The 23398-nt window shown below is 71.7% G+C and carries 23 protein-coding genes and 2 pseudogenes; 9 read left to right on the top strand and 16 right to left on the bottom strand.

Annotation, left to right across the window (positions count from 1 at the left end):
- Positions 1-27: 27 nt before the first annotated feature.
- Positions 28-1287, bottom strand: a complete 1260-nt coding sequence (locus tag MKW14_RS04000) for an extracellular solute-binding protein (protein ID WP_240858828.1) — start codon at positions 1285-1287, stop codon at positions 28-30.
- A gap of 231 nt (positions 1288-1518) precedes the next feature.
- Here MKW14_RS04000 and MKW14_RS03995 point away from each other — a divergent pair, with 231 nt between their 5' ends.
- Entirely contained in the window at positions 1519-1734 is a 216-nt protein-coding gene (locus tag MKW14_RS03995; RefSeq protein ID WP_240858827.1) for a dodecin, read from the top strand.
- Positions 1735-1764: 30 nt separating this feature from the next.
- On the opposite strand, the gene MKW14_RS03990 is transcribed toward MKW14_RS03995, so the two are convergent.
- The 4 genes and pseudogenes from MKW14_RS03990 to MKW14_RS03975 form a co-directional block, all read right to left on the bottom strand.
- A complete protein-coding gene (locus tag MKW14_RS03990; protein ID WP_240858825.1) occupies positions 1765-2256 on the bottom strand; it encodes a phosphatase domain-containing protein in 492 nt (163 codons plus the stop codon).
- Positions 2257-2292: 36 nt separating this feature from the next.
- A pseudogene (locus tag MKW14_RS03985) lies at positions 2293-2573 on the bottom strand (glycosyltransferase); the annotation flags it as partial.
- Positions 2574-2636: 63 nt separating this feature from the next.
- Positions 2637-3311 (bottom strand): hypothetical protein, encoded by a 675-nt coding sequence (locus tag MKW14_RS03980; protein WP_240858824.1) that lies wholly within the window; start codon positions 3309-3311, stop codon positions 2637-2639.
- 24 nt (positions 3312-3335) lie between these two features.
- Positions 3336-3557 carry a hypothetical protein gene (locus tag MKW14_RS03975; RefSeq protein WP_240858823.1) on the bottom strand — a complete coding sequence of 74 codons (222 nt, stop codon included), beginning with the start codon at positions 3555-3557 and terminating at the stop codon, positions 3336-3338.
- 63 nt (positions 3558-3620) lie between these two features.
- Between MKW14_RS03975 and MKW14_RS03970 the strand changes: the two genes are divergently transcribed.
- On the top strand, positions 3621-4622 hold the full coding sequence (locus tag MKW14_RS03970; protein ID WP_240858822.1) for an LLM class flavin-dependent oxidoreductase: 1002 nt from the start codon (positions 3621-3623) through the stop codon (positions 4620-4622).
- Positions 4623-4655: 33 nt separating this feature from the next.
- On the opposite strand, the gene MKW14_RS03965 is transcribed toward MKW14_RS03970, so the two are convergent.
- Positions 4656-5132 (bottom strand): hypothetical protein, encoded by a 477-nt coding sequence (locus MKW14_RS03965; RefSeq protein WP_240858821.1) that lies wholly within the window; start codon positions 5130-5132, stop codon positions 4656-4658.
- Positions 5133-5348: 216 nt separating this feature from the next.
- Here MKW14_RS03965 and MKW14_RS03960 point away from each other — a divergent pair, with 216 nt between their 5' ends.
- Complete coding sequence (locus MKW14_RS03960) at positions 5349-6305, top strand: GlxA family transcriptional regulator (protein ID WP_240858820.1); 957 nt, start codon at positions 5349-5351, stop codon at positions 6303-6305.
- Positions 6306-6429: 124 nt separating this feature from the next.
- Positions 6430-7428: a type I glyceraldehyde-3-phosphate dehydrogenase gene (gene gap, locus MKW14_RS03955; RefSeq protein WP_240858819.1), complete on the top strand. Its 999-nt coding sequence runs from the start codon at positions 6430-6432 to the stop codon at positions 7426-7428.
- A gap of 59 nt (positions 7429-7487) precedes the next feature.
- On the opposite strand, the pseudogene MKW14_RS03950 reads toward gap, so the two are convergent.
- Positions 7488-7988, bottom strand: a pseudogene (locus MKW14_RS03950) (DinB family protein); the annotation flags it as partial.
- A 213-nt stretch (positions 7989-8201) separates the two neighbouring features.
- Here MKW14_RS03950 and MKW14_RS03945 point away from each other — a divergent pair.
- Complete coding sequence (locus tag MKW14_RS03945) at positions 8202-9542, top strand: jacalin-like lectin (RefSeq protein WP_240858817.1); 1341 nt, start codon at positions 8202-8204, stop codon at positions 9540-9542.
- A 59-nt stretch (positions 9543-9601) separates the two neighbouring features.
- Here the strand turns inward: MKW14_RS03945 and MKW14_RS03940 are convergent, their stop codons facing one another.
- The gene (locus MKW14_RS03940) at positions 9602-10780 is read right to left on the bottom strand and encodes an alanine--tRNA ligase-related protein (protein WP_240858942.1); all 1179 of its coding nucleotides are present in this window, start codon (positions 10778-10780) and stop codon (positions 9602-9604) included.
- Positions 10781-11054: 274 nt separating this feature from the next.
- On the opposite strand from MKW14_RS03940, the gene add reads away from it, so the two are divergent.
- Positions 11055-12101: an adenosine deaminase gene (gene add, locus MKW14_RS03935; protein WP_240858816.1), complete on the top strand. Its 1047-nt coding sequence runs from the start codon at positions 11055-11057 to the stop codon at positions 12099-12101.
- Positions 12102-12129: 28 nt separating this feature from the next.
- Here the strand turns inward: add and MKW14_RS03930 are convergent, their stop codons facing one another.
- From MKW14_RS03930 to MKW14_RS03905, 6 genes are all read right to left on the bottom strand, one after another.
- Positions 12130-12936 (bottom strand): lysophospholipid acyltransferase family protein, encoded by an 807-nt coding sequence (locus tag MKW14_RS03930; RefSeq protein ID WP_240858814.1) that lies wholly within the window; start codon positions 12934-12936, stop codon positions 12130-12132.
- A complete protein-coding gene (locus MKW14_RS03925; RefSeq protein WP_240858813.1) occupies positions 12936-13706 on the bottom strand; it encodes a GNAT family N-acetyltransferase in 771 nt (256 codons plus the stop codon). The genes MKW14_RS03930 and MKW14_RS03925 overlap by 1 nt, the downstream gene beginning before the upstream one ends.
- Positions 13707-13860: 154 nt before the next feature.
- Positions 13861-14880, bottom strand: coding sequence for a hypothetical protein (locus MKW14_RS03920; RefSeq protein WP_240858812.1), 1020 nt, complete (start codon positions 14878-14880; stop codon positions 13861-13863).
- Between the two features lie 104 nt (positions 14881-14984).
- Positions 14985-15734 carry a succinate dehydrogenase/fumarate reductase iron-sulfur subunit gene (locus MKW14_RS03915; protein ID WP_240858811.1) on the bottom strand — a complete coding sequence of 250 codons (750 nt, stop codon included), beginning with the start codon at positions 15732-15734 and terminating at the stop codon, positions 14985-14987.
- Entirely contained in the window at positions 15731-17677 is a 1947-nt protein-coding gene (locus MKW14_RS03910) for a fumarate reductase/succinate dehydrogenase flavoprotein subunit (RefSeq protein ID WP_240858810.1), read from the bottom strand. Before MKW14_RS03910 ends, MKW14_RS03915 begins: the two co-directional genes overlap by 4 nt.
- A 1-nt stretch (position 17678) precedes the next feature.
- Positions 17679-18350 (bottom strand): succinate dehydrogenase, encoded by a 672-nt coding sequence (locus MKW14_RS03905; RefSeq protein WP_240858941.1) that lies wholly within the window; start codon positions 18348-18350, stop codon positions 17679-17681.
- Between the two features lie 120 nt (positions 18351-18470).
- Between MKW14_RS03905 and MKW14_RS03900 the strand changes: the two genes are divergently transcribed.
- Genes MKW14_RS03900 through MKW14_RS03890 form a run of 3 tightly spaced genes read left to right on the top strand, consistent with a single transcriptional unit; the run spans position 18471 to position 19644 of the window.
- The gene (locus tag MKW14_RS03900; RefSeq protein ID WP_240858809.1) at positions 18471-19358 is read left to right on the top strand and encodes a LysR family transcriptional regulator; all 888 of its coding nucleotides are present in this window, start codon (positions 18471-18473) and stop codon (positions 19356-19358) included.
- A gap of 10 nt (positions 19359-19368) precedes the next feature.
- Positions 19369-19506: a hypothetical protein gene (locus MKW14_RS03895; RefSeq protein ID WP_240858807.1), complete on the top strand. Its 138-nt coding sequence runs from the start codon at positions 19369-19371 to the stop codon at positions 19504-19506.
- Positions 19507-19644, top strand: a complete 138-nt coding sequence (locus MKW14_RS03890; protein WP_240858805.1) for a hypothetical protein — start codon at positions 19507-19509, stop codon at positions 19642-19644. It begins immediately after the preceding gene.
- Positions 19645-20186: 542 nt separating this feature from the next.
- On the opposite strand, the gene MKW14_RS03885 is transcribed toward MKW14_RS03890, so the two are convergent.
- Both MKW14_RS03885 and MKW14_RS03880 read right to left on the bottom strand, forming a co-directional pair.
- Positions 20187-22322 carry a putative bifunctional diguanylate cyclase/phosphodiesterase gene (locus tag MKW14_RS03885; protein WP_240858804.1) on the bottom strand — a complete coding sequence of 712 codons (2136 nt, stop codon included), beginning with the start codon at positions 22320-22322 and terminating at the stop codon, positions 20187-20189.
- Positions 22319-23131 carry an SAM-dependent methyltransferase gene (locus MKW14_RS03880; protein ID WP_240858802.1) on the bottom strand — a complete coding sequence of 271 codons (813 nt, stop codon included), beginning with the start codon at positions 23129-23131 and terminating at the stop codon, positions 22319-22321. Before MKW14_RS03880 ends, MKW14_RS03885 begins: the two co-directional genes overlap by 4 nt.
- Positions 23132-23398: the final 267 nt, after the last annotated feature.

Raw genomic sequence — 23398 nt, 5'->3', positions numbered from 1 at the left:
GCAGTCCTGTCGGTCCTGTCGGTCCTGTCAGTCCAGGCGGTTCAGGACCGCCGTGATGCGCCGGGAGGCCTTGCGGGCCTCGGTCGCCGGGTCCGCGCCGGTCAGCACCCGCGTCATGTACCGCTTGATCGGGTTGTCCTCCTCGACCGCACCCCACTGCGGGGTGGCCGGGGTCGCACGGCCGCGTGCGGCGCCGGCCGCCATGGCCGCGACCCCTTCCTCACCGGCGACGTGCCGGGCGAGGGACCTCTTGTTGGGGACGTAGTTCATGGCGCGTGCCAGCTCGGTGTCCCATCGGGCGCCGGTGAGCGCGGCGACGACGGCCACGGCGCCGTCCTGGTCGCGGGTGGTGTTCGGTACGACGAGGTCGGAGCCGCCGACGAAGACGGCACCGGGCCGCCCGGCGACCTTGCCCGGCACCGGGAAGAAGCCCAACTTGCCCCGCAGGCCGGGGTTCTGCTGTGCGACGGTGCGGGCCAGACCGGGCAGCGCGACGATCTGCGCCACCCGCCCCTTGGCGAACACGCCGGCCTGGGGCGGGTGTTCCTCGTCGGCGCCGGTCGGACCGTCGCCGAGTGCCTGCAGGCGCCGGTAGAAGTCCATGCCGCGCAGGGCGGCGGGGGTGTCCAACGAGCCGCGCCAGCCGGCGCCGTCGCTGTCCCCGTCGTCCGCCAGGCCGCCCCCCTCCTCCCAGATGAAGCCGGCGAGGGTGTACCAGTCCTGCCCCGCGAGGTAGATGCCCTGGTTGCCGCCGGCGTTGAGGCGCTTCGTGACGGTGAGCCACTCGTCGTGCGTGCGGGGCGGGGAGGTGACGCCGGCCTTCGCGAACAGGTCCTTGCGGTAGATGACGACACGGTTGGCCGCGTACCAGGGGATGCCGTACTGGTGGGACATGAGCTGCCCCGGCTCCGCGAGGCCGGGCAGCCAGTCGCGGCTGCCCCAGTGCAGGGCCGACTCCAGCGTCAGGTCCAGCAGCCGGTCGTCCTCGACGTACTGCGGGACCTGGGTGTTGCCGACCTCGATGACGTCGGGCCCGGCGCCCGAGTCGTCCTCGAGCGCGCGCTGGACCTTCTGGCCGATGCCGCTCCACTGCTGGATGCGGATGTCCAGGCGGAGATGGCCGTGGTCGCGCTCGAACGCCTCGGTGAAGCGGTGCAGGAAGTCCGGTGAGGCGCTGTCCTTCATCAGCCACACGGTGACGGTGCGTCTGCCTCCTCCGCCCGGCACGAGTCCACAGCCGCCGAGCAGTCCGAGGGAGGCGAGGGAGAGCAGGCTTCGACGTCTCACGAGGGGTCCTGTTCTGTCTGGCGGACAGGGCGAAGGTCCCGGCGTGGGGGGACGAGCGGGCGCTCGTACGGGCGTGCCCGGGAGTTTGGTATGGACCAATACGAGGCGTCAAGGGGCACCGTGGCGAGTAGCCGGACGTCTCGCGCTCCGCCGCAGCTTGGGGCACGGTGGAGTGACGCGCGACACACGTGACGCTCCGGTCATCACGGGCGTACGGAGAGGAGCACCCGCATGTCGAACCACACCTACCGGGTCACCGAGATCGTCGGCACCTCGCCGGACGGCGTCGACCAGGCCATCCGCAACGGCATCAGCCGGGCCTCGCAGACGCTGCGCAATCTGGACTGGTTCGAGGTGGTGCAGGTACGCGGCCAGATCGAGGAGGGAGAGATCGCACACTGGCAGGTGGGCCTGAAGGTGGGATTCCGGCTCGACGAGTCCGACTGACGGGCCGCTCCACCAGGCCTTCCCCGGACCTCAGGTACGGCCCGCCCCCTCCTGCGCCGTCCTCAGCGCGGCGGAGGGGGCGGTCCAGCGCGCCCGTACGACCGGGAACCCGGCCCGTTCCGCGTCCTGGCACACCAGCTCGTCGTCGTCCACGAACACCCGGATCTCCCGGGTGCGGGCGAGACGGCGGAGGATCTCCAGTTTGGTACGCCGGGCGGGCCTGCGGTCGTCGTTGCGCCGCATGAACACCCGCCCGTCCGGCAGCCCTTGCGCCGTCAGCCACGCGAGCGTGTCCCGGCGGCAGCGCTCGGGCCGCCCCGTCAGATAGACGACCTCGCACTCCTTCGCGCTCTCCAGCACCAGCGCGATGCCCTCCGCGATCGGCGGGTCCTGCGGCGCGGCGGCGAAGAAGGCGTCCCAGTCACGCGGCCTGCGCTCCAGGAAGCGCTGACGGTGGGCGGTGTCGGCGAGGGTGTTGTCCAGATCGAAGACGGCGAGAGGACGATCACTGCTGTCGGTCACGCCCCCACCTTAGGCAGACGCCTTCCGATCTCACGCTCAGGCGTCCGGGAACCCGTCGAGCAGCAGGTGGGCGGCCACCTTGGCTCCGTCCGTGCGGACCAGGGCGGCCACCGACTTCGCGCGGTCCCTGGTCTTCGGGGACAGGGCCGTCTTGAGGGCGGCGGCGAGGGAGTCGACGGTCGGGGTCGGGCCGTCGTGGGCGGCGCCGATGCCCAGTTCGGCGGCGCGGGCGGCCCAGCGCGGCTGGTCCACGGTCTGGGGGACGAGCACCGGGGCGCCCCGGCCCGGGTGGCCGTCTGCGTGGTGCCCGCGCCACCCGGTCGTCGACCGAGGCCAGACCGGCCGCCGCGGGAGAGCAGGACGCGCTTTCGGGGGGTCCGTCAGATCTGCCAGGTGCCGGAGTACTGGATGTGCAGGCTTCCGGGCACATGGCGGCGGGTCCGTACGGGCCAGGTGCCGGGGCTGATCTCCACGCAGAAATGCCCTGCGTCGGGGTAGCGGTGGAGATAGGACGGGGCTTCGTCGAGGAGACCGCGAAGCAACGTGCCGTGCTCGCGGAACGCGGTGGAACTGCCCACGACGAAGAGCGTGTGCGCGGCCACGTGGAACGCGAGGTGGTCGCGGTAACCCTCGTGGTGTCGCCGCTCGTAGTCGATGGCGCTCTCGTCGGGGAAGTCCTCGGCCGGGGTGGCTGTGGTGTGCGGTCTGCCGACGCCGAGCCGTGTCCGGATCTGCTTCCACGAGCCGGTCGGGAACTGCAGGCTGTGGTGGACCAGAACCAGGTCCAGAGAGACCGGCTCCCCCTCGCTCGTGACGCCGTCGGGGGCGGGGTTGGCCCGGATCGGCAGGTAGACCAGCGAATGGGCGGACCGGGCGGCCAACGCCCACAGGGCGACGAGGTGGGCCGCGCCCTGCCGATCCGCGTACATCGACAGCCAATGACGGTCGTCGCGCAACGCCAGTCGAGCCGGGGCCGAGTCGGCCCGGATCACCCGGAACTCGTCGCTCCCCAGCCGAACCCCGTGGATGCGCACCCGCTGTTTCACAGGGAGCATCGGAACACGCCGGCCGCTCCCGGGCTAATCGTTTTCGGGCAGGTGGTAGTAAACGGTTCCCGAGCGCCACTGTCCGTGTTCGGTCATCTCCGACTCGATGACGATGTGCTGGACCTCCACCGGGCCCAGCGCCTCGATGGTGTCGGCGAGGCGTCGTAGCAGGGCGGGGGCGCTGTCGCAGCCGGGGCCGCGCGGGTTGGCCTGGGAGAAGTGGTGCACGGTCCAGTGCTGCGGGCTGCTCGTCATGCGGCGATCGTACGAGCGTCGCGCGGGCAGGAATCCTGGGGCCGGGCATGCGTTGAAGCTTCTATGAGCTCCCTGATCGCCCGGACCCGTTTCTCCGTTCTCGACCGTTCCCGTACCCGCGAGGGGCACACCGGCGCGGAGGCGCTGCGGGACACCGTACGGCTGGCGCGGGAGCTGGAGGGGCTCGGGTATCACCGGTTCTGGGTGTCGGAGCACCACGGTGTGCCCGGGGTCGCCGGCTCCGCGCCGACCGTGCTGGCCTCCGCCGTCGCGGCGGCGACACGGACGATCAGGGTCGGCACCGGTGGTGTGATGCTGCCCAATCATCAACCCCTCGTCGTGGCCGAGCAGTTCGGGGTGCTGGAGTCGCTGTTCCCGGGCCGGATCGACATGGGCCTTGGGCGGTCCGTCGGCTTCACCGACGGGGTGCGCAGGGCGCTGGGCCGCGACAAGGGGAACGCCGAGGACTTCGCCGGCCAACTGGAGGAACTGCTCGGCTGGTTCACCGGATCGTCCCCCACGGGCGTGCACGCGCGCCCTGCCGAGGGGCTGTCCGTGCCGCCCTTCGTGCTGGCGATGGGCGAGGGCGCCGCGATCGCCGCCCGCGCCGGTCTGCCGATGGTCATCGGCGACCTCCGCAACAGGGAGAAGATGCAGCGCGGCATCGATCACTACCGTGAGCGGTTCCGTCCCTCCCCCTGGGCCCGGGAGCCGTACGTCGTCATCTCGGGCTCGGTCGCGGTGGCGAACACCCCGGAGGAGGCGCGGCGGCTGCTGATTCCGGAGGCCTGGTCGATGGCGTACTCGCGCACGCACGGCACGTTCCCGCCCCTGCCGCCCGCCGAGCGTGTCGAGGCGCTGACGATGACGGAGAGGGAACGCGGTTTCTACGAATCCGGGCTCACCGGCCATCTCGCCGGGACCGAGGAGCAGGTCGCCCACGAACTCGAGACGGTCCTGAAGGAGACGGGGGCGCAGGAGGTCCTGGTGACGACGAGCACGTACGACCGGACGGCCCTGGTGGACTCGTACCGCCGCCTGGCCCGCATCGTCGCCCGCCAGTAGGCATCGGGCAGTTGTCGATCCCGGCCACCCGGGTCAGCGGTGGGCGGGGGCGCCCGGTGTTTCGTTCGGGAGGGTGACGACGCCGGCGATCTCCTCGGGCGCATGCGCCAGTTCGGCAAGGAGCGTGAGCCTGTTGAGCAGGTCGTAGCCCTCGAGCACCAGCACGGGATCGCCCTGGTACGACTCGAGGTTGAGCACCGCGGCGTGCACGTTGCTCACCTCGGTGACCAGCATGGGTACGCCCGAGTGGCCGAGGACGCGTGCGGCGCCGGCGCGCTGGTACATGAGCGGCATCAGCCGGTACCCGCTGCCGTTGTCGATCGTTTCCAGGTCACTGTCGCTGAGCCGCAGAAGTTGCGTGCGCGCGTGGCTTGTGACGCGTTCGAGGGTGCGCAGGTCCTCGTCGGAGATCGCGAAGGCCCGTGATGCCGCCCCCCGCGTGTCGCCGAAGGCCTCTTCGCGTCTCTCACGTCTGCCGAACATCGGCATGGTGCGGAACTCCCCTCCCATGAGACAACGCTCTCTGCGAGAGCCGTCCCCCCCGACGCCAAGATATTTGAACCGTGAACCGCAGGCCAGGCGCCATGGGCGTCAATGACCGCGCTCGGGCCGGACACGGACCGTCCCGGGCGCCGCTCGCCTGGAATTGCGTGGCCCGACCCTGCGACCCACGCGGCGCGTGTCCGGTACGGCGGCCCGGCCTGACCTGCCTCGTACCCTGTCCCCGTGTCCGCCTCCCGTCTCCACCGTGTCGCCGTCCTCGTGCTGGAGGGTGCCAAGCCGCTCGACGTCGGGATTCCCGCGCAGGTGTTCACGACGCGGGCGAGCATGCCGTACGAGGTGCGGGTGTGCGGGGCGGCGCCGGGGCTCGTCAACGGCGGTGACGGACTGTCGTACTCCGTCGCCGACGGCCTCGACGCGCTCGTGTGGGCCGACATCGTCTTCATCCCCGGATACCGCTTCCCGGACCGCGAGGACCCGCCGCCGGCGGTCGTCGACGCGCTGGTCGCCGCGCATGAGCGGGGGGCGCGGCTCGCGGCCATCTCCACCGGTGCCTTCGCCCTCGCCGCCACCGGACTGCTCGACGGCAGACGCGCGACCACGCACTGGCACTACACGCGGGCGCTCGCGGCGAAGCATCCGCGCGTCAAGGTCGACGAGAACGTGCTCTTCGTCGACGAGGGCAGCGTCCTCACCTCCGCCGGGGCAGCCTCCGGCATCGACCTGTGCCTGCACGTCCTGCGCGGGGATCTCGGCGTGGCCGCCGCCAACCACGCCGCCCGGCGTCTGGTCGCGGCTCCCTACCGCAGCGGCGGCCAGGCGCAGTACGTGCCGCGCAGTGTGCCCGAGCCGCTGGGCGAGCGCTTCGCCGCCACCCGGGAGTGGGCGCTGCGCCGGCTCGACGAGCACCTGAGCCTCGACCTGCTGGCGCGACACGCGGGGGTGTCGGCGCGCACCCTGTCCCGGCGCTTCGTCGAGGACACCGGTTACACACCGATGCAGTGGGTGATGCGCGCCCGCATCGACATGGCCCGTGAGCTGCTGGAACGCTCGCAGCGCAGCGTCGAGCAGATCGCCGCCGACGTGGGACTCGGAACGGGGGCCAATCTGCGGCTGCACTTCCAGCGCATCCTCGGCACCACGCCCAGCGAGTACCGGCACACCTTCGCGCGGGGCGAGTGACCCGGCCCGGCCGGCCTGGCGGGATCCTTTTGAACCATGGCGATCGCGCCGCTGTCCCCGGCGGATGCCGCGAGCGACCCTGGGGGCGAACCCAAGGGACGACTTCAAAGGTGGATCACCTCTCATGACGCGCATCGCCATCAACGGATTCGGCCGCATCGGACGCAACGTGCTGCGCGCCCTGCTCGAACGCGACAGCACCCTCGAGGTCGTCGCCGTCAACGACCTCACCGAGCCCACCGCTCTCGCCCGACTGCTCGCCTACGACAGCACGGCCGGCCGCCTCGGCCGCCCGGTCACCGTCGACGGGGACACCCTCGTCGTGGACGGCCGCCGCATCCGGGTGCTGGCCGAGCGTGAGCCGGCCCAGCTGCCGTGGGCCGAACTCGGCGTCGACATCGTGCTGGAGGCGACCGGCCGCTTCACCTCCGCCGAGGCCGCCCGCGCCCACCTCGACGCCGGCGCGCGCAAGGTGCTGGTCAGCGCGCCCTCGGACGGCGCCGACGTCACGCTCGCGTACGGCGTCAACACCGACGCCTACGACCGGGAGCTGCACACCATCGTCTCCAACGCCTCCTGCACCACGAACGCGCTCGCTCCGCTGGCCGCGGTGCTCGACGAACTCGCCGGCATCGAGCACGGCTTCATGACGACCGTGCACGCCTACACGCAGGAGCAGAACCTGCAGGACGGACCGCACCGCGACCCGCGCCGGGCGCGGGCCGCGGGCGTCAACATCGTGCCGACCACGACGGGTGCCGCCAAGGCCATCGGTCTGGTGCTGCCGGGTCTGGACGGCAAGCTGTCCGGCGACTCGATCCGGGTGCCGGTGCCGGTGGGTTCGATCGTCGAGCTCAACACGACCGTCGCCCGTGACGTGACGCGCGAGGACGTGCTGGCGGCCTACCGCAAGGCGGCCGAGGGGCCGCTCGCCGGGATCCTGGAGTACTCCGAGGACCCGCTGGTCTCGTCCGACATCACCGGCAACCCCGCCTCGTCGATCTTCGACTCGGCGCTGACCCGCGTCGACGGCCGGCACGTCAAGGTCGTCGCCTGGTACGACAACGAGTGGGGCTTCTCCAACCGGGTGATCGACACGCTGGAGCTGCTCGCGGCCGGCTGACGGGCCGTCAACATCCCTGCCAAGCCTGCCCATCCCGTACCCGGGGCGGGCAGGCGTTCTCACTCCTGACCGGACGCCTTCCGGGCCACGCTCTCCAACTGCTGCCGGTACTCCGCCCACCAAGCCGTGTCCGCCGTCGGCAGGCTGGTGTTGTCCTCGTTCATCCCGACGGCTCCGTCGATGAGTTCGCGGATGATGTCGGCGTGGCCGGCGTGCCGGTGCGTGTCGGCGATGACGCGCACGATCGCGTGGTGCAGGGTCACCTCGTCGGCGCCGCTCGGCCACCAGGGCACCGTGCCGACCGCGTCCAGCTCCCGTTCCTCCAGCGTGGCGTCCGCGTGCGCCCACGCGCCGCGATAACGGGCGACGATGTCCTCGCGCGACTCGTCGGCCCTGGCCCACATGTCGGCGTTGGTGTCCGCGCCCTCCCCGAAGAGGGGCTCCGGCAGACCGGAGGGCCGCCCGAACGTGTCGCCCAGATAGCCGAGTTCGGCATGCGTCGCGTGCTTGACCAACCCGAGCAGATTGGTGCCGGTCGGCGTGCAGGGCCGGCGGATGTTTCACATTCACATAGATGGACGAGGGGGGGGACGACGGGCACGCCATCGGGCTTGCACCGAGTTCCCGCACCCCTGACCCGTCCTCCACCCCCACGGAACGATCTCCTGTCAGGGTCGCGACAGACTGGGGTAACCAGCGGTAACTTCAATCCCTGGCTCACCGCAACCGCTTTCAGTCCGACGTTCACTCCCACCCCAGGAGACACACCCCCCATGCGCAGACTCCTCGCCTGCCTGGCGGCGGCAGCCGCCGCTCTCGGCGGGCTCACCATGGCGGCGCCCTCCGCGGCGGCCGCCGACTCGGGCAGCTTCAGCGTGCTCAGCTACAACGTCGCCGGCCTGCCGCAGAGCCTCTCCAGCGCGTCCACGCCCCGTGACACCAGCACCACGGCGATCGGCCAGCGGATCGCGCCGTACGACATCGTGCATGTCGAGGAGGACTTCAACTACCACGCGTACCTCTACGCGGGCGACACCGCGCACGCCTACCGCACGCCGACCAGCGGCGGGGCCGGCATCGGCAGCGGGCTCAACACCCTGTCGAAGATCCCCTACGACACGGACGACTTCGAGCGGCTGAGGTGGAACTCCTGCCAGATCGACTCGGGTGACTGTCTGACCCCCAAGGGCTTCACCTTCATGCGCGAGCGCCTGGCCGAGGGCGTCTATGTCGACTTCTACAACCTGCACACCAACGCGGGCACCAACGACGGCGACGAGGCCTCCCGCGCCGACAACCTCAACCAGCTCACCGCCTTCATCAAGACGCACTCGGCCGGCAACGCCGTCGTGGTCATGGGCGACACCAACACCCGCTACACCCGCACGGCCGACACCATCGCCGAGTTCGCCTCCGACAACGGGCTCACCGACGCCTGGGTCCAGCTGATCCGCGGCGGCACCCCGCCCGCCAAGGGCAGCGACGCGCTCGTCTGCGACCAGTCCGGGGCCACCGTGCCCAACACCTGCGAGGTCGTCGACAAGGTCCTGTACCGCGGCAGCAAGCTCGTCTCGCTGAACGCGACCTCGTACAACAACGAGCACGCCAAGTTCCTCACCGACGACGGGCTGATGCTCTCCGACCACGACCCGATCACGGTCGGCTTCACCTGGTCGCGCACCTCCGCCTTCCAGCTCAGCGACCAGTTCGGCGGCCCGCACGGCGACTACTACAACGACATCGACAGCGTGCCGGCCGGCGCCCGCGCCACCACCGTCGGCATCCGCTCCGGCTCCCGCGTCGACCAGATGAACCTCACCCTCGCAGGCGGCACGACGCTCGCACACGGCGGCACCGGCGGGACCGCGTCCTCCCTGACCCTGGGCAGCGGCGAGTACGTCACGACCGCCTACCTGTGCCAGGGCTCGTACCAAGACCACACCCGGATCTTCTACGCCAGGTTCACCACCAACCTGGGCCGCACCCTGGCCGGTGGCACCACGACCGCCGACTGCGTGACCCGCACCGCGCCGTCCGGCTGGCAGATCGCCGGATTCCACGGACGCTCGGGCGACGAGGTCGACAAGATCGGCTTCATCTACACCCAGCGCTGACGCGGCCGGCGTCCGGAGCGGTCCGTGCACCCGCCGCCCCGGACGCCGCCCCGCCGGCGTCATCCCGTGCCGAGCATCCCGGCGACGAGGTCCCGGGGCAGGCCGTGGGTGTCGTGGAGGTAGCCGTAGTCCTCGTCGGTCAGCGGCCGTTGGAACTCCGGCTTGGAGAGCAGGCGTCGGCCGCGTTCGAGCAGCCGGGTGAACCCCCGCTCCTCGTCGAGGAGTTGCTCACGCACGGCCTCGACACCACCGGGCTGGCGGAAGTGGTCCAGCGTGTGGCCGATCGGTTCCTGGGGCAGGTCGGCGAGGGTGCGGGAGGGGTCGTCGCGCCGCAGGGTGGTGAGCAGACGGCGGATCAGCCGCCGCAGGACGTAGCCGCGGCCGGTGTTGGAGGGCCGTACTCCGTCGCCGAGGACGACGACGGCCGAGCGCAGGTGGTCGCAGACGAGGCGGAGCGAGGGTTCGTCGTCCAGGTGCCACAGCGAGGGCACCGTCCGCATCCACGGCTCGAACAGGTCGGTCTCGTAGACGGAGTTGCGCCCCTGCAGGACGGTCACCAGGCGTTCCAGGCCCATGCCGGTGTCGACGGCGGGCTGCCGCAGCGGCTCCAGGGTGCCGTCCTCGCGGCGGAGGTGACGCATGTGGACGTGGTTCCAGATCTCCACCCAGCGCGGGTCGGTGGTCGGGGTGCCCTCGGGCGGGGTGCCGGGGCCACCGGTCCACACGAAGATCTCGGAGTCGGGGCCGCACGGGCCGACGGGGCCGTTGGACCACCAGTTGTCCTCCCCGGTCGGCTCGACGGGGACGCCCAACTGCCGCCAGGTGCGCAGGGAATGGGTGTCCGGGCCGACCTGGTCGTCGCCGCCGAAGACGGTGACGTACAACTGCTCGTGCGGGATGCCGAAGCCGTCCCGCAGCAGCTCGTATCCCCACCGCAGGCTCTGCGAGTGGCCGTAGTCACCGAGGGACCACGAGCCGAGCATCTCGAACACCGTCAGGTGCGTCGGGTCGCCGACCTCGTCGAGATCGGTCGTCCGCAGACAGCGCTGGACATTGACCAGGCGCCGGCCCTGAGGATGCGGGCGGCCGAGCAGACAGGGCGTGAGCGGGTGCATGCCGGACGTGGTGAACAGCACCGGGTCCGAGGGCGGCGGCAACAGCGTGCCGCCGTTGACGGGCCGGTGTCCGCGCTCCTGGTAGAAGTCGGTGAAGGTCCGTACGACCTGGTCCGTGCTCATGTTCACGTTCGTGTTCATGCTCATGGCGGTCTTCCTTACGGGTCATGGGGACCGGAAAGAACCGCGCGGGAACACGGGAGTCACCTGCGAGAACGCCCCGGCGGTCCGTTTCCGGCCGCCGGGGTGGGTGGTGAGGTCAGGCGTCGGCAGCCGGCGAGCTGGTCGCTCGCGCGGCTGCGGGGCTGGTTCGCCTGATGACGTTCATGTCCTCGACGCTAACAGCTGCGCCACGCCCGGGCCTCTGAATTTCCGACCGCCCGTAGAGTGAGCCACCGTGCGAAGTCTGGACCGTCTGCCCAAGGCGCATCTCCATCTGCATCTGGAAGGTGCGATGCGTCCCGCCACGCTCGCGGAGCTGGCGGGTGAGCGTGGTGAACGGCCGCCGGACGCAGGTGACTTCGCCTCGTTCGAGGACTTCGGCGCCCTGTACGACGCCGCTGCCCGGCTGGTGCGGGAGGGACCGCGCCGGAACCTGCTGCGGCTGGTGCGCGAGGTGGTCGAGGACGCCGCCGCGGACGGAGCGGTGTGGATCGAGCCGCACCTGAACCCCCTGACCTACGAGGACGATCCGGGGGCCGCGCTCGACCTGCTGGACGCGGTGATCGACGAGGGCCGTCGCGCGGGTGACCGGCTGGGCGTGGGCTTCGGCGTCCTGGTGTACGCCCGGCGCCACGCGGACCCGTCGCAGGCGGTCGAGACCGCCCGTCTCGCGGCGAGACGATCAGGGGACGGGGTGGTCGGCTTCGGCCTGGCCGGAGACGAGGCCCGCCATGCCCCCGAGCCGTTCGCCGAGGCGTTCGCCATCGCCCGCGAGGCCGGGCTGATCTCGGCCCCGCACGCGGGGGAACTCGCCGGCCCGGCCGGCATGCGCGCCGCGCTCGACGTACTGGGCGCGCGACGCATCGCCCACGGTGTACGGGCCGTCGAAGACCCGGCTCTTCTGGACCGGCTGGCCGCGGAGGGCATCGTCCTCGACGTCTGCCCCACCTCCAACGTCGCTCTCGGGGTCGTCGCATCCCTTGCCGCGCATCCCCTGCCGCGGCTGCTGGAAGCGGGCGTGAGGTGCACGCTCAACGCCGACGACCCTCTGCTGTTCGGTCCGGGGCTGCTGCAGGAGTACGAGACAGCCCGTACGGAGCTGGGCCTCACCGACCCCCAACTCGCCGCCGCGGCCCGCACATCCCTCGAAGCGTCCGGCGCCCCGCACACCACCGTGGAGGACGCCGTCACCCGAATCGGCGCGTGGCTGGACACCCCGGGTCAGGCAACTACGCTCCCGGGCCAGGAGGTTGGGCCACCTGGCCAGCTTGCCGGCACCTGAAGACTCGGCGAGGGTGGTCCGGGGGTGGTCAGGTCACCAGCGCCGTGTGGGTCCAGTCGGGCTGGGCTGTGGCTCCGGGCTGGGCCGCGCGGGCCAGGGAGCGGCGGTCGGGGTGGGTGCCGGGCGGGATGAGGGGCCGGACATCGACCTCGGCCACCAGGCCCCGGGTGAGGACCACCCGCCACACCGAGGCCAGCAGGGAGTCGTCCCCGATGAAGGCCGGGGCCGTGCTGGCCGGGCCCTCGGTCATCCGGTAGCGCAGGTGGACGGGCTGGACGGGGACGTCCGCGTCGAGGGCGGCCTGGAAGACGGCCCGGCGGAAGCTGCCCTGGGCGCGGCCGCACCAGGTGCTGCCCTCGGGGAAGACCCCGACGGCCTGCCCGTCGCGCAGCGCGTCCGCGATGCGGGCGACCGTGCCGGGCAGGGCGCGCAGCCGGTTGCGGTCGATGAACAGGGCGCCGCGGGCCGCGACGGGACCGGCCACGGGCCAGTCACGGATGTCGGACTTGGCGAGCATCCGGGCGGGGCGGACGGCGGCGAGCAGCGGGATGTCCATCCAGGAGATGTGGTTGGCGACCAGCAGCAGACCACCGGTGGGGACGGTGGCGCCGGTGATCCGGACCCGGACCCCCGCGGCCCGTACGATCCACCGGCACCACCGCCTGACCCACCCGGCGGGGATCCTCCCGCCGAGCGGCGACAGCAGGATCCCGGTGAGCATCAGGACCGTGACCGCCGCGAGCCGCAGCACGGCACGGGGTACGGCCGTGGCGGACGCCGTCGCCTCTATGCAGGCCCGAGGGGTGCAGGGCGCGCTGGGCTGCCAGACGCTCATCAGGCCGGCACGAGGGACAGGAAGTGCCGCAGATAGCGGGGGTTGACCCGGCGCATCGACAGCAGCACGTACAGGTCGGCGACCCCGAAGTCGGGGTCGTGGGCGGGCTCGGCGCACACCCAGGCGCCGAGGCGGAGGTAGCCGCGCAGGAGAGCCGGGAGTTCGGCCGGTGCGGCGGGGGCTTTGGCGGTCGGGACCCAGGGCAGCAGGGGCCGTACGCGGTACTCCTGGGGCGCCAGGTGCTTGGCGCGCACCCGGTCCCAGGTCGCGGAGGCGAGCGCGCCGCCGTCGGCGAGCGGGACGGAGCAGCAGCCGGCCAGCCACTCGTGGCCGCGGTCGACCATGTAGCGGGCGATGCCGGCCCAGATCAGGCCGATGACGGCGCCGTCGCGGTGGTCGGGGTGGACGCAGGATCGGCCGACCTCGACGAGACCCGGGCGGATCGCGTCGAGCGGGGTCAGGTCGAACTCGCTCTCGGAGTAGAGTCGTCCGGCGACCGCGGCCCGCTCGGGCGGCAGCAGCCGGTAGGTGCCGACGACCAGCCCGGTGGTCTCCTCGCGGACCAGCAGGTGGTCGCAGTAGGCGTCGAAGGCGTCGATGTCGTGGCCCGGCTGCGGGGAGGACAGCAGGGCGCCCATCTCACCGGCGAACACCTCGTGCCGCAGCCGCTGCGCGGCGCGTACGTCGGCCTCGTCGCGGGCCAGGGAGACGGTGTAGCGGGTGGGGGCCGCGGGCTTGGGGGGACGGTCGAGGGTCGTTGCGCCGGTCATGGCTCTCTCCTGGTCACGGGCCGGGTCGGCGGAGCGGGGAGCAGACCCGTGGCGTGCGATCTGCCGCCCCTGTTCTTCCGATGCCGGCTGACCTTCGCGTGACGGGCGCAGAGAGCGTTGATGTGCGGTTGCTGAACGGCTCGGACGGTACCGGTCAGTTCGCCGGTGCGCAGTGCTCCAGCCATCTGCCGGTCTCCGCCCGGTCGAGCACACGCTCCAGGACGAGGTCTCCGGCCATGCCGGGGAAGAACCGGCCGGCGGGCCAGCCGCGGGTGTACGGCGGCGGGTCGAGGACGAGGAGTCGTACGCCGTCGACGACGGGGATGTCGGCGGGAGTTCCCTCGTTCCACACCCATTCCCCGCCCGGGGTGGCGAGGTTGAAGGAGCCGGTCGTCGGCACCTGGCCCGGCGCGTCGCGGCACACGGCGACCTCCTGCGCCGAGGGCGCGTGGCCGGGCACGTGGCCGCCGCCGACGAGGGCGTCGGCGAGGAGGGTGTGCAGCTGGAAGTTGTCGCCGATGCCGGACATGCGCAGGGCGTAGCCGGTGCCGGTCGGACGGTGCAGCACGATCAGGGGCTCGTCGTCGAGGACGAGCAGGGCGTAGTGGAGGCACTTGAAGTCGTGTCCGGAGGCCTCCTGTACGGGGTGCAGCGCCCGCAGGAGATCCGTGCGCCGGGCAGTGGCCAATCCGGTGCGGACGGCCGGGTGGTTGAGCATGGCCACGGACGCCATCTCCCACTGCGGCAGCGTGCACCAGCCCACCGCCGCGTCCTGGCCGACCCGTTGGAGGGCCTCCTCGTCCACCGAGTCCGGCTCGGGCATCTCGCCGCCGCCGGTCGCTTCCCAGCGTGCGCAGAACTCCCCCGCCGCGCCGAGCGCTTCGGCGAGCCCGTCGAAAACGTACGGCGCGCAGCCGGTGGCGTCCGCACCGCGCTCGACACAGGCACCGATCAGCACGGCGACCAGGCCGGACGGTCCGGGAGGCACCTGGGGCAGCAGTGCCGCCAGGCGCGGCCCGGCCTCGTGGAACTCGTCGTCGGTGGCGTCCGCGTAGCGCTCCTGCATCGCCTGCATGGTGCGCTGCGAACGCTCCCCGTCCTTCTCCCGCACCGCGGTCTCGAACCCGGCGACGGCCTCGAGAAACCGCTTCCTCCCCTTGCGTCCGAAGATCATGCGCGAACCCTACACACCCCGGACGGGCGAGACGGGGCCGGGGAGCACCTCCCGACCCCGCCCGTCCGCACCCTGAGGCGAACGTCTTCGTGCCCAGGTGGCCGCTACCTCTTCGCCACCTTCCGCGTGGCGCGCAGCCACTCCTTGTTCATGCTCGTGATGGACACCAGCGGGATGCCCTTGGGGCAGGCCGTGGCGCACTCCCCGGCCAGGGTGCAGCCGCCGAAGCCCTCCTCGTCCATCTGCGCCACCATGTCCAGCACCCGTGTCTCCCGCTCGGGCGCCCCCTGCGGCAGCACGTTCAGGTGGTTGACCTTGGCGGAGGTGAACAGCATCGCGGCGCCGTTGGGGCAGGCGGCCACGCAGGCCCCGCAGCCGATGCACTCGGCGTGCTCGAAGGCGAAGTCGGCGTCCGGCTTGGGCACCGGTGTGGCGTGTGCCTCGGGCGCGGCGCCGGTCGGCGCGGTGATGTAGCCGCCGGCCTGGATGATCCGGTCGAAGGCCGAGCGGTCGACGACCAGGTCCTTGATCACCGGGAAGGCGGCGGCCCGCCACGGCTCGATGTCGATCGTGTCGCCGTCCTTGAAGGACCGCATGTGCAGCTGGCAGGTCGTGGTGCGCTCGGGGCCGTGCGCGTCGCCGTTGATGACGAGCGAGCACGCGCCGCAGATGCCCTCACGGCAGTCGTGGTCGAAGGCGACCGGGTCCTCGCCGGCCAGGATGAGCTGTTCGTTGAGGACGTCGAGCATCTCCAGGAACGACATGTCGGAGGAGATGCCGTCCACCTCGTACGGGGACATGGCGCCTTCGGCGTCGGCGTCGCGCTGCCGCCAGACGCGCAGGGTGAGCTTCATGCGTAGCTCCGCTGGGTGGGGTGGACGTACTCGAAGACCAGGTCTTCCTTGTGCAGGGTCGGAGCCTCGCCGGTGCCGGTGAACTCCCAGGCGGCCGCGTAGGCGAACTCATCGTCCCTGCGGGCCGCTTCGCCGTCCGGGGTCTGCGACTCCTCGCGGAAGTGGCCGCCGCAGGACTCGGCGCGGTGCAGCGCGTCGAGGCACATCAGCTCGGCGAGCTCCAGGTAGTCGACGATGCGGTTCGCCTTCTCCAGCGACTGGTTGAACTCCTCGCCGGTGCCGGGCACCTTGATGCGCCGCCAGAACTCCTCGCGGATCTGCGGGATGCGCTCCAGGGCCTTGCGCAGACCGGCGTCCGTGCGGGCCATGCCGCAGAACTCCCACAACAGTTCGCCGACTTCGCGGTGGAAGGAGTCGGGGGTGCGGTCGCCGTCGACCGACAGCAGCAGGTTGAGCCGGTCCTCGGTCTCCGCCAACGCCTCCTGCACGACCGGGTGTCGGTCGGTCACCGGTTCCTGGTGCGGGTTGCGGGCGAGGTAGTCGTTGATGGTGGCCGGGAGGACGAAGTATCCGTCGGCCAGGCCCTGCATCAGCGCCGAGGCGCCCAGCCGGTTCGCCCCGTGGTCCGAGAAGTTGGCCTCACCGATCGCGAACAGGCCGGGGATGGTGGTCTGCAGGTCGTAGTCGACCCACAGCCCGCCCATCGTGTAGTGCACCGCGGGGTAGATGCGCATCGGCACCTCGTACGGATCCTCGTCGGTGATCCGCTGGTACATGTCGAAGAGGTTGCCGTACTTGGCCTCGACGGCCTTTCGACCCATCCGCCGGATGGCGTCGGCGAAGTCCAGGTACACGCCCTGCCCGCCGGGGCCCACCCCGCGTCCCTCGTCGCACACGTTCTTCGCGGCGCGGGAGGCGATGTCACGCGGGACCAGGTTGCCGAAGGAGGGGTAGATGCGCTCCAGGTAGTAGTCGCGCTCGTCCTCGGGGATCCGGTTCGGCGGCCGGTCGTCTCCCTTGGCCTTCGGCACCCAGATCCGTCCGTCGTTGCGCAGCGACTCGCTCATCAGCGTCAGCTTGGACTGGTGGTCGCCGGTGCGCGGGATGCAGGTGGGGTGGATCTGGGTGAAGCAGGGGTTGGCGAAGTAGGCGCCGCGGCGGTGCGCCCGCCAGATGGCCGTCGCGTTGGAGTTCATGGCGTTCGTCGACAGGTAGAAGACGTTTCCGTAACCGCCGCTGGCCAGGACGACGGCGTCCGCGAAGTACGTGGAGATCTTCCCCGTGATCAGGTCCCGGGCGACGATGCCGCGCGCTCGCCCGTCGACGACGATCAGGTCGAGCATCTCGGTGCGCGGGTGCATCTCGACGTTGCCCGCCGCGATCTGCCGGCTGAGGGCCTGGTAGGCGCCGAGCAGCAGCTGCTGGCCCGTCTGGCCGCGGGCGTAGAAGGTGCGCGAGACCTGGACGCCGCCGAAGGAGCGGGTGTCGAGCAGTCCGCCGTACTCGCGGGCGAAGGGCACGCCCTGCGCGACGCACTGGTCGATGATCTCGACGGAGATCTGCGCGAGGCGGTGGACGTTGGACTCGCGGGCCCGGAAGTCGCCGCCCTTGACGGTGTCGTAGAACAGACGGTGGACGGAGTCGCCGTCGTTGCGGTAGTTCTTCGCCGCGTTGATGCCTCCTTGCGCGGCGATGGAGTGTGCGCGGCGCGGGGAGTCCTGGTAGCAGAACTGGACGACGTGGTAGCCCTGTTCGGCGAGGGTCGCGCCGGCGGAGCCGCCCGCGAGCCCGGTGCCCACGACGATCACCGTGTGCTTGCGCCGGTTGGCCGGGTTGACCAGCTTGGCCTCGAAACGGCGCTTGTCCCAGCGCTCGGCGACCGGCCCGGCGGGCGCCTTGGTGTCGGCGACGGGCTCGCCGGTGACGTAGTCGGTGTAGGTCATGTCAGCTCACCACTCCGGTCATGACGCCCACGGGTACGGCGATGAATCCGGCCGTGAGCAGCAGCGCGAGGACGTTGGCGACGGTCTTCAGGGCGCGGTCGCGGGTGCGGCTGCCGGCGCCGAGGGTCTGGGCGGCGCTCCAGAAGCCGTGCCGCACGTGCAGCCCGAGCGCGAGCATCGCGACGATGTAGATGACGTCGCCGTACCAGGTGGAGAAGGTGTCCACGACGTTCTGGTACGGGTGGCCCGGCTGGAAGCCGCCGGAGTGCACGGTGCCGGTGGTCAGGTCCAGGATGTGCCAGACGATGAACAGGCCGAGGATGATCCCGCCCCAGCGCATGGTCCGGGTCGCGTATGTGACCTTCGGCTTCCTGTGCACGTACTTGCTGGGCCGCGCCCTGATGTCGCGGCGGCTGAGCTGGTAGGCGGAGACGGCGTGCGCGACGACGGCGACCACGAGGACGACGCGGATCAGCCAGAGCGTCCACTCGTAGTGCATGAACGGTTCGCCGATGGTGCGCAGCCAGTGGGCGTAGTGGTTGAACTCGCCCGCGCCGAAGAAGATCTTCAGGTTGCCGATCATGTGGACGACCAGGTACAGCAGCATGATCAGGCCGCTGACCGCCATCACGGTCTTCTTGCCGACGGAGGAGTCCCACACGGTGCGTGCCATGGACGGCCGTCGGTCCGTCCGCGTTGCCAGAGCCATGTCTCCAGACGCTAGGGCCGAACGGCCCCATCGGTCCAAGACATGGTCCGGCTGGTTTCGATAGCCGGGGCCTATGCTGGGTGGGTGCAGTTCCAACAGCTCCAGTACTTCGTGGCCGTCGCCGAGACCCGGCACTTCACCCGGGCCGCCGAGTCGGTGCATGTCGCCCAGCCGTCCCTGTCCCAGCAGATCAGGGCGCTGGAGCGGGAGCTCGGCGCGGATCTGTTCCAGCGGGCGCGGGGCAACATCACGCTCACCGACGCGGGCGAGGCGCTGCTGCCGCTCGCTCGGCGCATCCTGGCCGACGCGGACACCGCCCGGCACGAGGTGCAGGAGCTGGCCCAACTGCGGGGCGGGCGTGTGCGGTTGGGGGCGACGCCGAGCCTGTGCACCGGCCTGCTGCCCGATGTGCTGCGCGCCTTCCACGACCGCTATCCCGGCATCCGGCTGCTGATCGAGGAGGGCGGCTCGCACGATCTGGTACGGCTGCTGGCCCGGGGCGCGCTGGATCTGGCCCTGGTGGTGCTGCCGCTGCCGACCCCCTCCCCCGCCCTGACCACGGTCGAGCTGCTGCGCGAGGACCTGGTCGTGGTCTCCTCCCCGGACGCGCCCGCGCCCGGTGGACCCGGCCGGCGTACCGTCCGTGTCCCGGATCTGGAGGGCGAGCGCCTGGTGATGTTCCGGCACGGCTACGACCTGCGGGAACTCACCGTGGCCGCCTGCCGTGCCGAGGGGTTCGAGCCGGTGTTCGCGGTGGAGGGCGGCGAGATGGACGCGGTCCTGGGCTTCGTCCGGGCGGGGCTGGGCGTGGCCGTCGTCCCCCGCATGGTCGCGACACGGTCGGGGCGGGGCCTACGGGTCACCCCGCTCGCCCGGCCCGGCCTGCACCGCACGATCGCGCTGGCTCACCGCAGCGACGTGGCTCCGCCGCGGGCGGCACGGGAGTTGCAGCGGATGCTGCTGGAGCGGTGATCATCTATCGGTGACGGTGGCCTTCGAGTGGCTGGGCGACCAGGTTGTCCGGGGGACACCGACGGTGACCGCGACCTCCCGCGCCACGCACCGGGCGGCGACGAAGGCGGCCCCCGGGCCGGCGGGAGCGCCGGGCCGGGGTGGCTGAATGCGGCGACCGCAGAGGGCGGCCACGGATCCGCCGCGCGGTGGCGAACGGGCGGGCGCCAGTACGACGGTGACCGGCTCGCCGTCCGCCACCGACGTCGGCCGCCGCGAGGTGGGTGGCGTGGCGTTCGGCCACTGAGCGGCGCATGCGGGCCAGGACGCACCGCCCGTTGGAAATGGCGGACCGCGGCAGGGCGCCGCGAGATCAGGGCGTCTTGTAGACGTCGGTGGTCAACAGCGCGCGTGCGGCGGTGCCGTCGACTGCGCAGCGGACGGCGGGCCCGGCCCCGGGGCGCGGCGGTCTCGGGCAGCCGCTGGTGGGGGCCCGCGGGTGCCGGCCCGACATCCGCCTTCCTGCCGCGGCCGTTGCTCGTACGACCCGCTTCCTCGCCTGCGCGGCCGTGACGTTCAGCAGGGCGCTCTTCGCCTGCCGGGCTCGGCCCGCCGCAGGAGCGTCCGGCCTTCGGCAGCGGGCATGAGCCCGGTCGGCGTGCCGTCTGTCTGCTCGGCTTCGCGTTCGGCGCCGCGTCCTTCACACGCCGGTCCGGTGTCTCGTTTCGCACCGCCCGTGCCCTCACGCCTCGCGGGGAACCGGCCTCCGGCGCGCGTGCACGCCGCGTGGGCCCGTCGGCGGAACGGCGGCCGGCGTCCGTCCACGGATCGTCCGCCGACCCGGCAAGGTCAGCCCGTCGCGTCGATCAGGGCCAGTTCGTGGAGGCGGTCCGGGGGGCCGGGGCGAGCGTAGTACCAGCCCTGGGCCGTGTCGCAGCCCAGTATCCGCAACTGCTCGGCCTGGGCGCCGGTTTCCACGCCCTCGACCGTGACCGCGAGGTCCAGGCTGTGGGCGAGGGAAACGATCCCCTCCACGATCTTGAGGTCGACGGGGTCGGCGGGGAACTGCTGCATGCTCTGGGTGAAGGAGCGGTCCAGTTTGAGGATGCTGACCGGCAGCCGGCGCAGGTTCGCCAAGTTCGAGTAACCGGTGCCGAAATCGTCGAGGGCGATGTCGACGCCCATCTCGGCCAGCCGCCGCAGGGGTTTGAGCAGGTCGTCGTCGGCGCCGATGAGGGCGGACTCGGTGACCTCCAGGCACAGCGCCTCGGGTTCGACGCCCGCGCGTTCCAGGATGTCGACGGTGTCCTGGACCAGGCCGGGGTGGGTGAGCTGGCAGGGCGAGAGGTTGACGTTGATGCGCAAGGGGCCGGCGTCGTCGTAGCGTTCTCGCCAGGCGCGGGCCTGGCGGACGGACTGTTCCAGGACCCAGCGGCCGAGCGGCACGATCAGGCCGGTGTGTTCGGCGAGCGGGATGAAGCGGTCCGGGCCGAGGACGCCGTGCTGCGGATGCAGCCAGCGCACCAGCGCCTCCGCGCCGCGCACGCTGCCGTCGCCGAGGTGGACCAGCGGCTGGTACTCGATGAAGAACTCGCCCCGCTCCAGCGCCGCGGGCAGCGCGGTGGTCAGGCCGTGCCGGGTGATGGCGCGGGCGTCGGCCTCCTCGTCGGCCAGCTCGAAGCGGTTGCCGCCCGCCGACTTGGCCCGGTACATGGTGATGTCGGCGCTGCGCAGCACCTCCGCCGGGCTGCGGGTGCCGGCCGGTCCCTCGACGATGCCGATGCTGCCGCGGACCGTCAGCTCACGGCCGTCGATGCTGATCGGCGCGAGCAGGGCGTTCATGATGCGGGCGGCGAGTTCGTCGACCTCGCGCTCGGTGTCGGGGCCGGTGGTCAGCGCCACGAACTCGTCGCCGCCGAGCCGGGCGACCATCTCGCCGGGCGCGGTGGCGCAGGACTGCAGCCGGTCGGCGACCTCGACGAGCAGCCGGTCGCCGGCCGCGTGGCCGAGGCTGTCGTTGACGGTCTTGAAGCCGTCGAGGTCGAGGTAGCACAGGCCGAAGCGCTGGCTCTGGCCGGCGCCGAGCGCCTTCTCCAGGCGTTCGAAGAAGAAGGTGCGGTTGGGCAGGCCGGTGAGCGCGTCGTGCGTGGCCTCGTAGCGCAGCCGGAGGTTGAGCAGCCGGCGCTCGGTGGTGTCCTCCATCAGCGCGAGCTGGTACTGCGGGTTGCCGTCCGCGTCCCGCAGCAGGGAGACCGTGAGGTTGGTCCACAGGACCGTTCCGTCAGGGCGGTAGAACGCCTTCTCGAGGTGGTAGTGCTCGCGCTCGCCGCGGACGAGTTCCTCGTAGAGGGTCCAGGTCTGCGGGGCGTCCTCGGGGTGCGTCCACTCCTTGACGTTCCGGGCGCGCAGGTTCTGCTCGGAGTGGCCGAACATCCGCAGCAGGGCGCCGTTGACCTGGAGGATGTTGCCCTCCAGGTCGGCCATGCCGATCCCTATGGCCGCGCCTTCGAACACCGCGCGGAAGCGGGCCTCGGTGGCGTGCAGCGCCTGCGCCACCACGCCCTGTGCCTGCAGCGCGGCGGCGGAGATGGCCTCCTGCTCGGCCAGCGTCCGCTCGCGCAGCGCCTGTGCGAACCCGGCGGCCATGGCGTGCTGCAACCGCGAGCAGCGCGCCCGCAGTTCCTCCTGGTCGCCGCCGGCCCCGCAGTACAGCACGAGGTAGGCGTCGACGCAGTCGAGGGTGCGGCTGAGCGCCTCGGGGTCGGTGCAGTGCGCGGTGACCAGGCCCGCGCCGACCGCCCTGCCCTCGTCCGCGTCCAGCGGGCGGGCGTGCAGCGCCTGGCTCAACCGCCGGGCCAGCGGCAGGAGCCGCTCCTCGAACTCCGGCCGGGTCAGCGACGTGGAGGTCACCGGGAACACCGCCCGGCTCCAGATCGTCGCGAACCGGCGCAGTCTGTCCTCCGGCCCGTCCGGCTCCGCGATCACGCCGTGCGCCCAACGCCGGCGAACCCGGAGAAGGCATACGGATCCTCGTCCTCCGGTGCCTCCTGCGGCCGCCACAGCGGCGGCGGCACCAATCCCGGTTCCACCATGTCGTACCCCTCGAAGAACCGCGCGATCTCGTCGCGCGAGCGCATGATCAGCGGGTTGCGAATGTCCTTGTACACGTCCACCGCGCCCTCCGCCCGCTCCGGCGGCAACGGGATTCCCTCGTACGAGGCGTGGGTGAGCACCAGCAGGCTGCCGGGCGCGAGCGCCTCGCGCAGCTGGGCCACCGCCGTGTAGGGGTCGTCCGCGTCTTCCACGAAGTGCAGTATGGCAACGAGAAGCAGCGCCACCGGCCGGTTCAGGTCGATCAGCCGCCCCACTTCGGCGTCGGCGAGGATCTCCTGGGGCTTGCGGAGGTCGGCGGCGATCACGCCGGCGTCCTCGTTGCCCACGAGGACCGCCTGGCTGTGGGCGACGGCGACCGGGTCGTGGTCGACGTACACGACCTTCGCGCCGGGGCGGGCCGCCTGGGCCACCTCGTGGACGTTGCCGAAGGTCGGGATGCCCGAACCGATGTCGAGGAACTGGTCGATGCCCTCGTCGACGGCGAAGCGCACCGCGCGCCGCATGAACGCCCGGTTCGCCTGCATGATCTTGGGCAGTCCCGGCATGAACTCCATGGCCTTGCGGGCCGCTTCCCGGTCGACCTCGAAGTTGTGCGAACCGCCCAGGTAGAAGTCGTAGATCCGCGAGACGCTCGGCACCGAGATGTCGATGCTCCGGGGGGCCCAGGCGGGACGCTCCATCTATCTCTCCAAGGCGTAGGCGATCCGGTGTTCGAGCTGAGGCTACTGATCGCCTGCCAACGGGGCGAGCCGAAACGGAAATTGACCATCCGTTCCCGGTCGCCGCCTGCGGCACGTGCCGCATTCGCCCGGCCAAACGCGACAAAACGGCCGCGCCTCGGGCGGCACGTCAACAAGCCGCTCGTGGGCCGCACGCCAAAAGCGGTCCGCCCCCTCCGTGCGGTGCGGAGGGGGCGGACCTGCGATCGAACGCGCCTCGGTGCGATC

Source organism: Streptomyces gilvus, assembly GCF_022513565.1.
GTDB lineage: Bacteria > Actinomycetota > Actinomycetes > Streptomycetales > Streptomycetaceae > Streptomyces > Streptomyces gilvus.
This window is presented reverse-complemented; position numbering and strand designations above follow the sequence as displayed.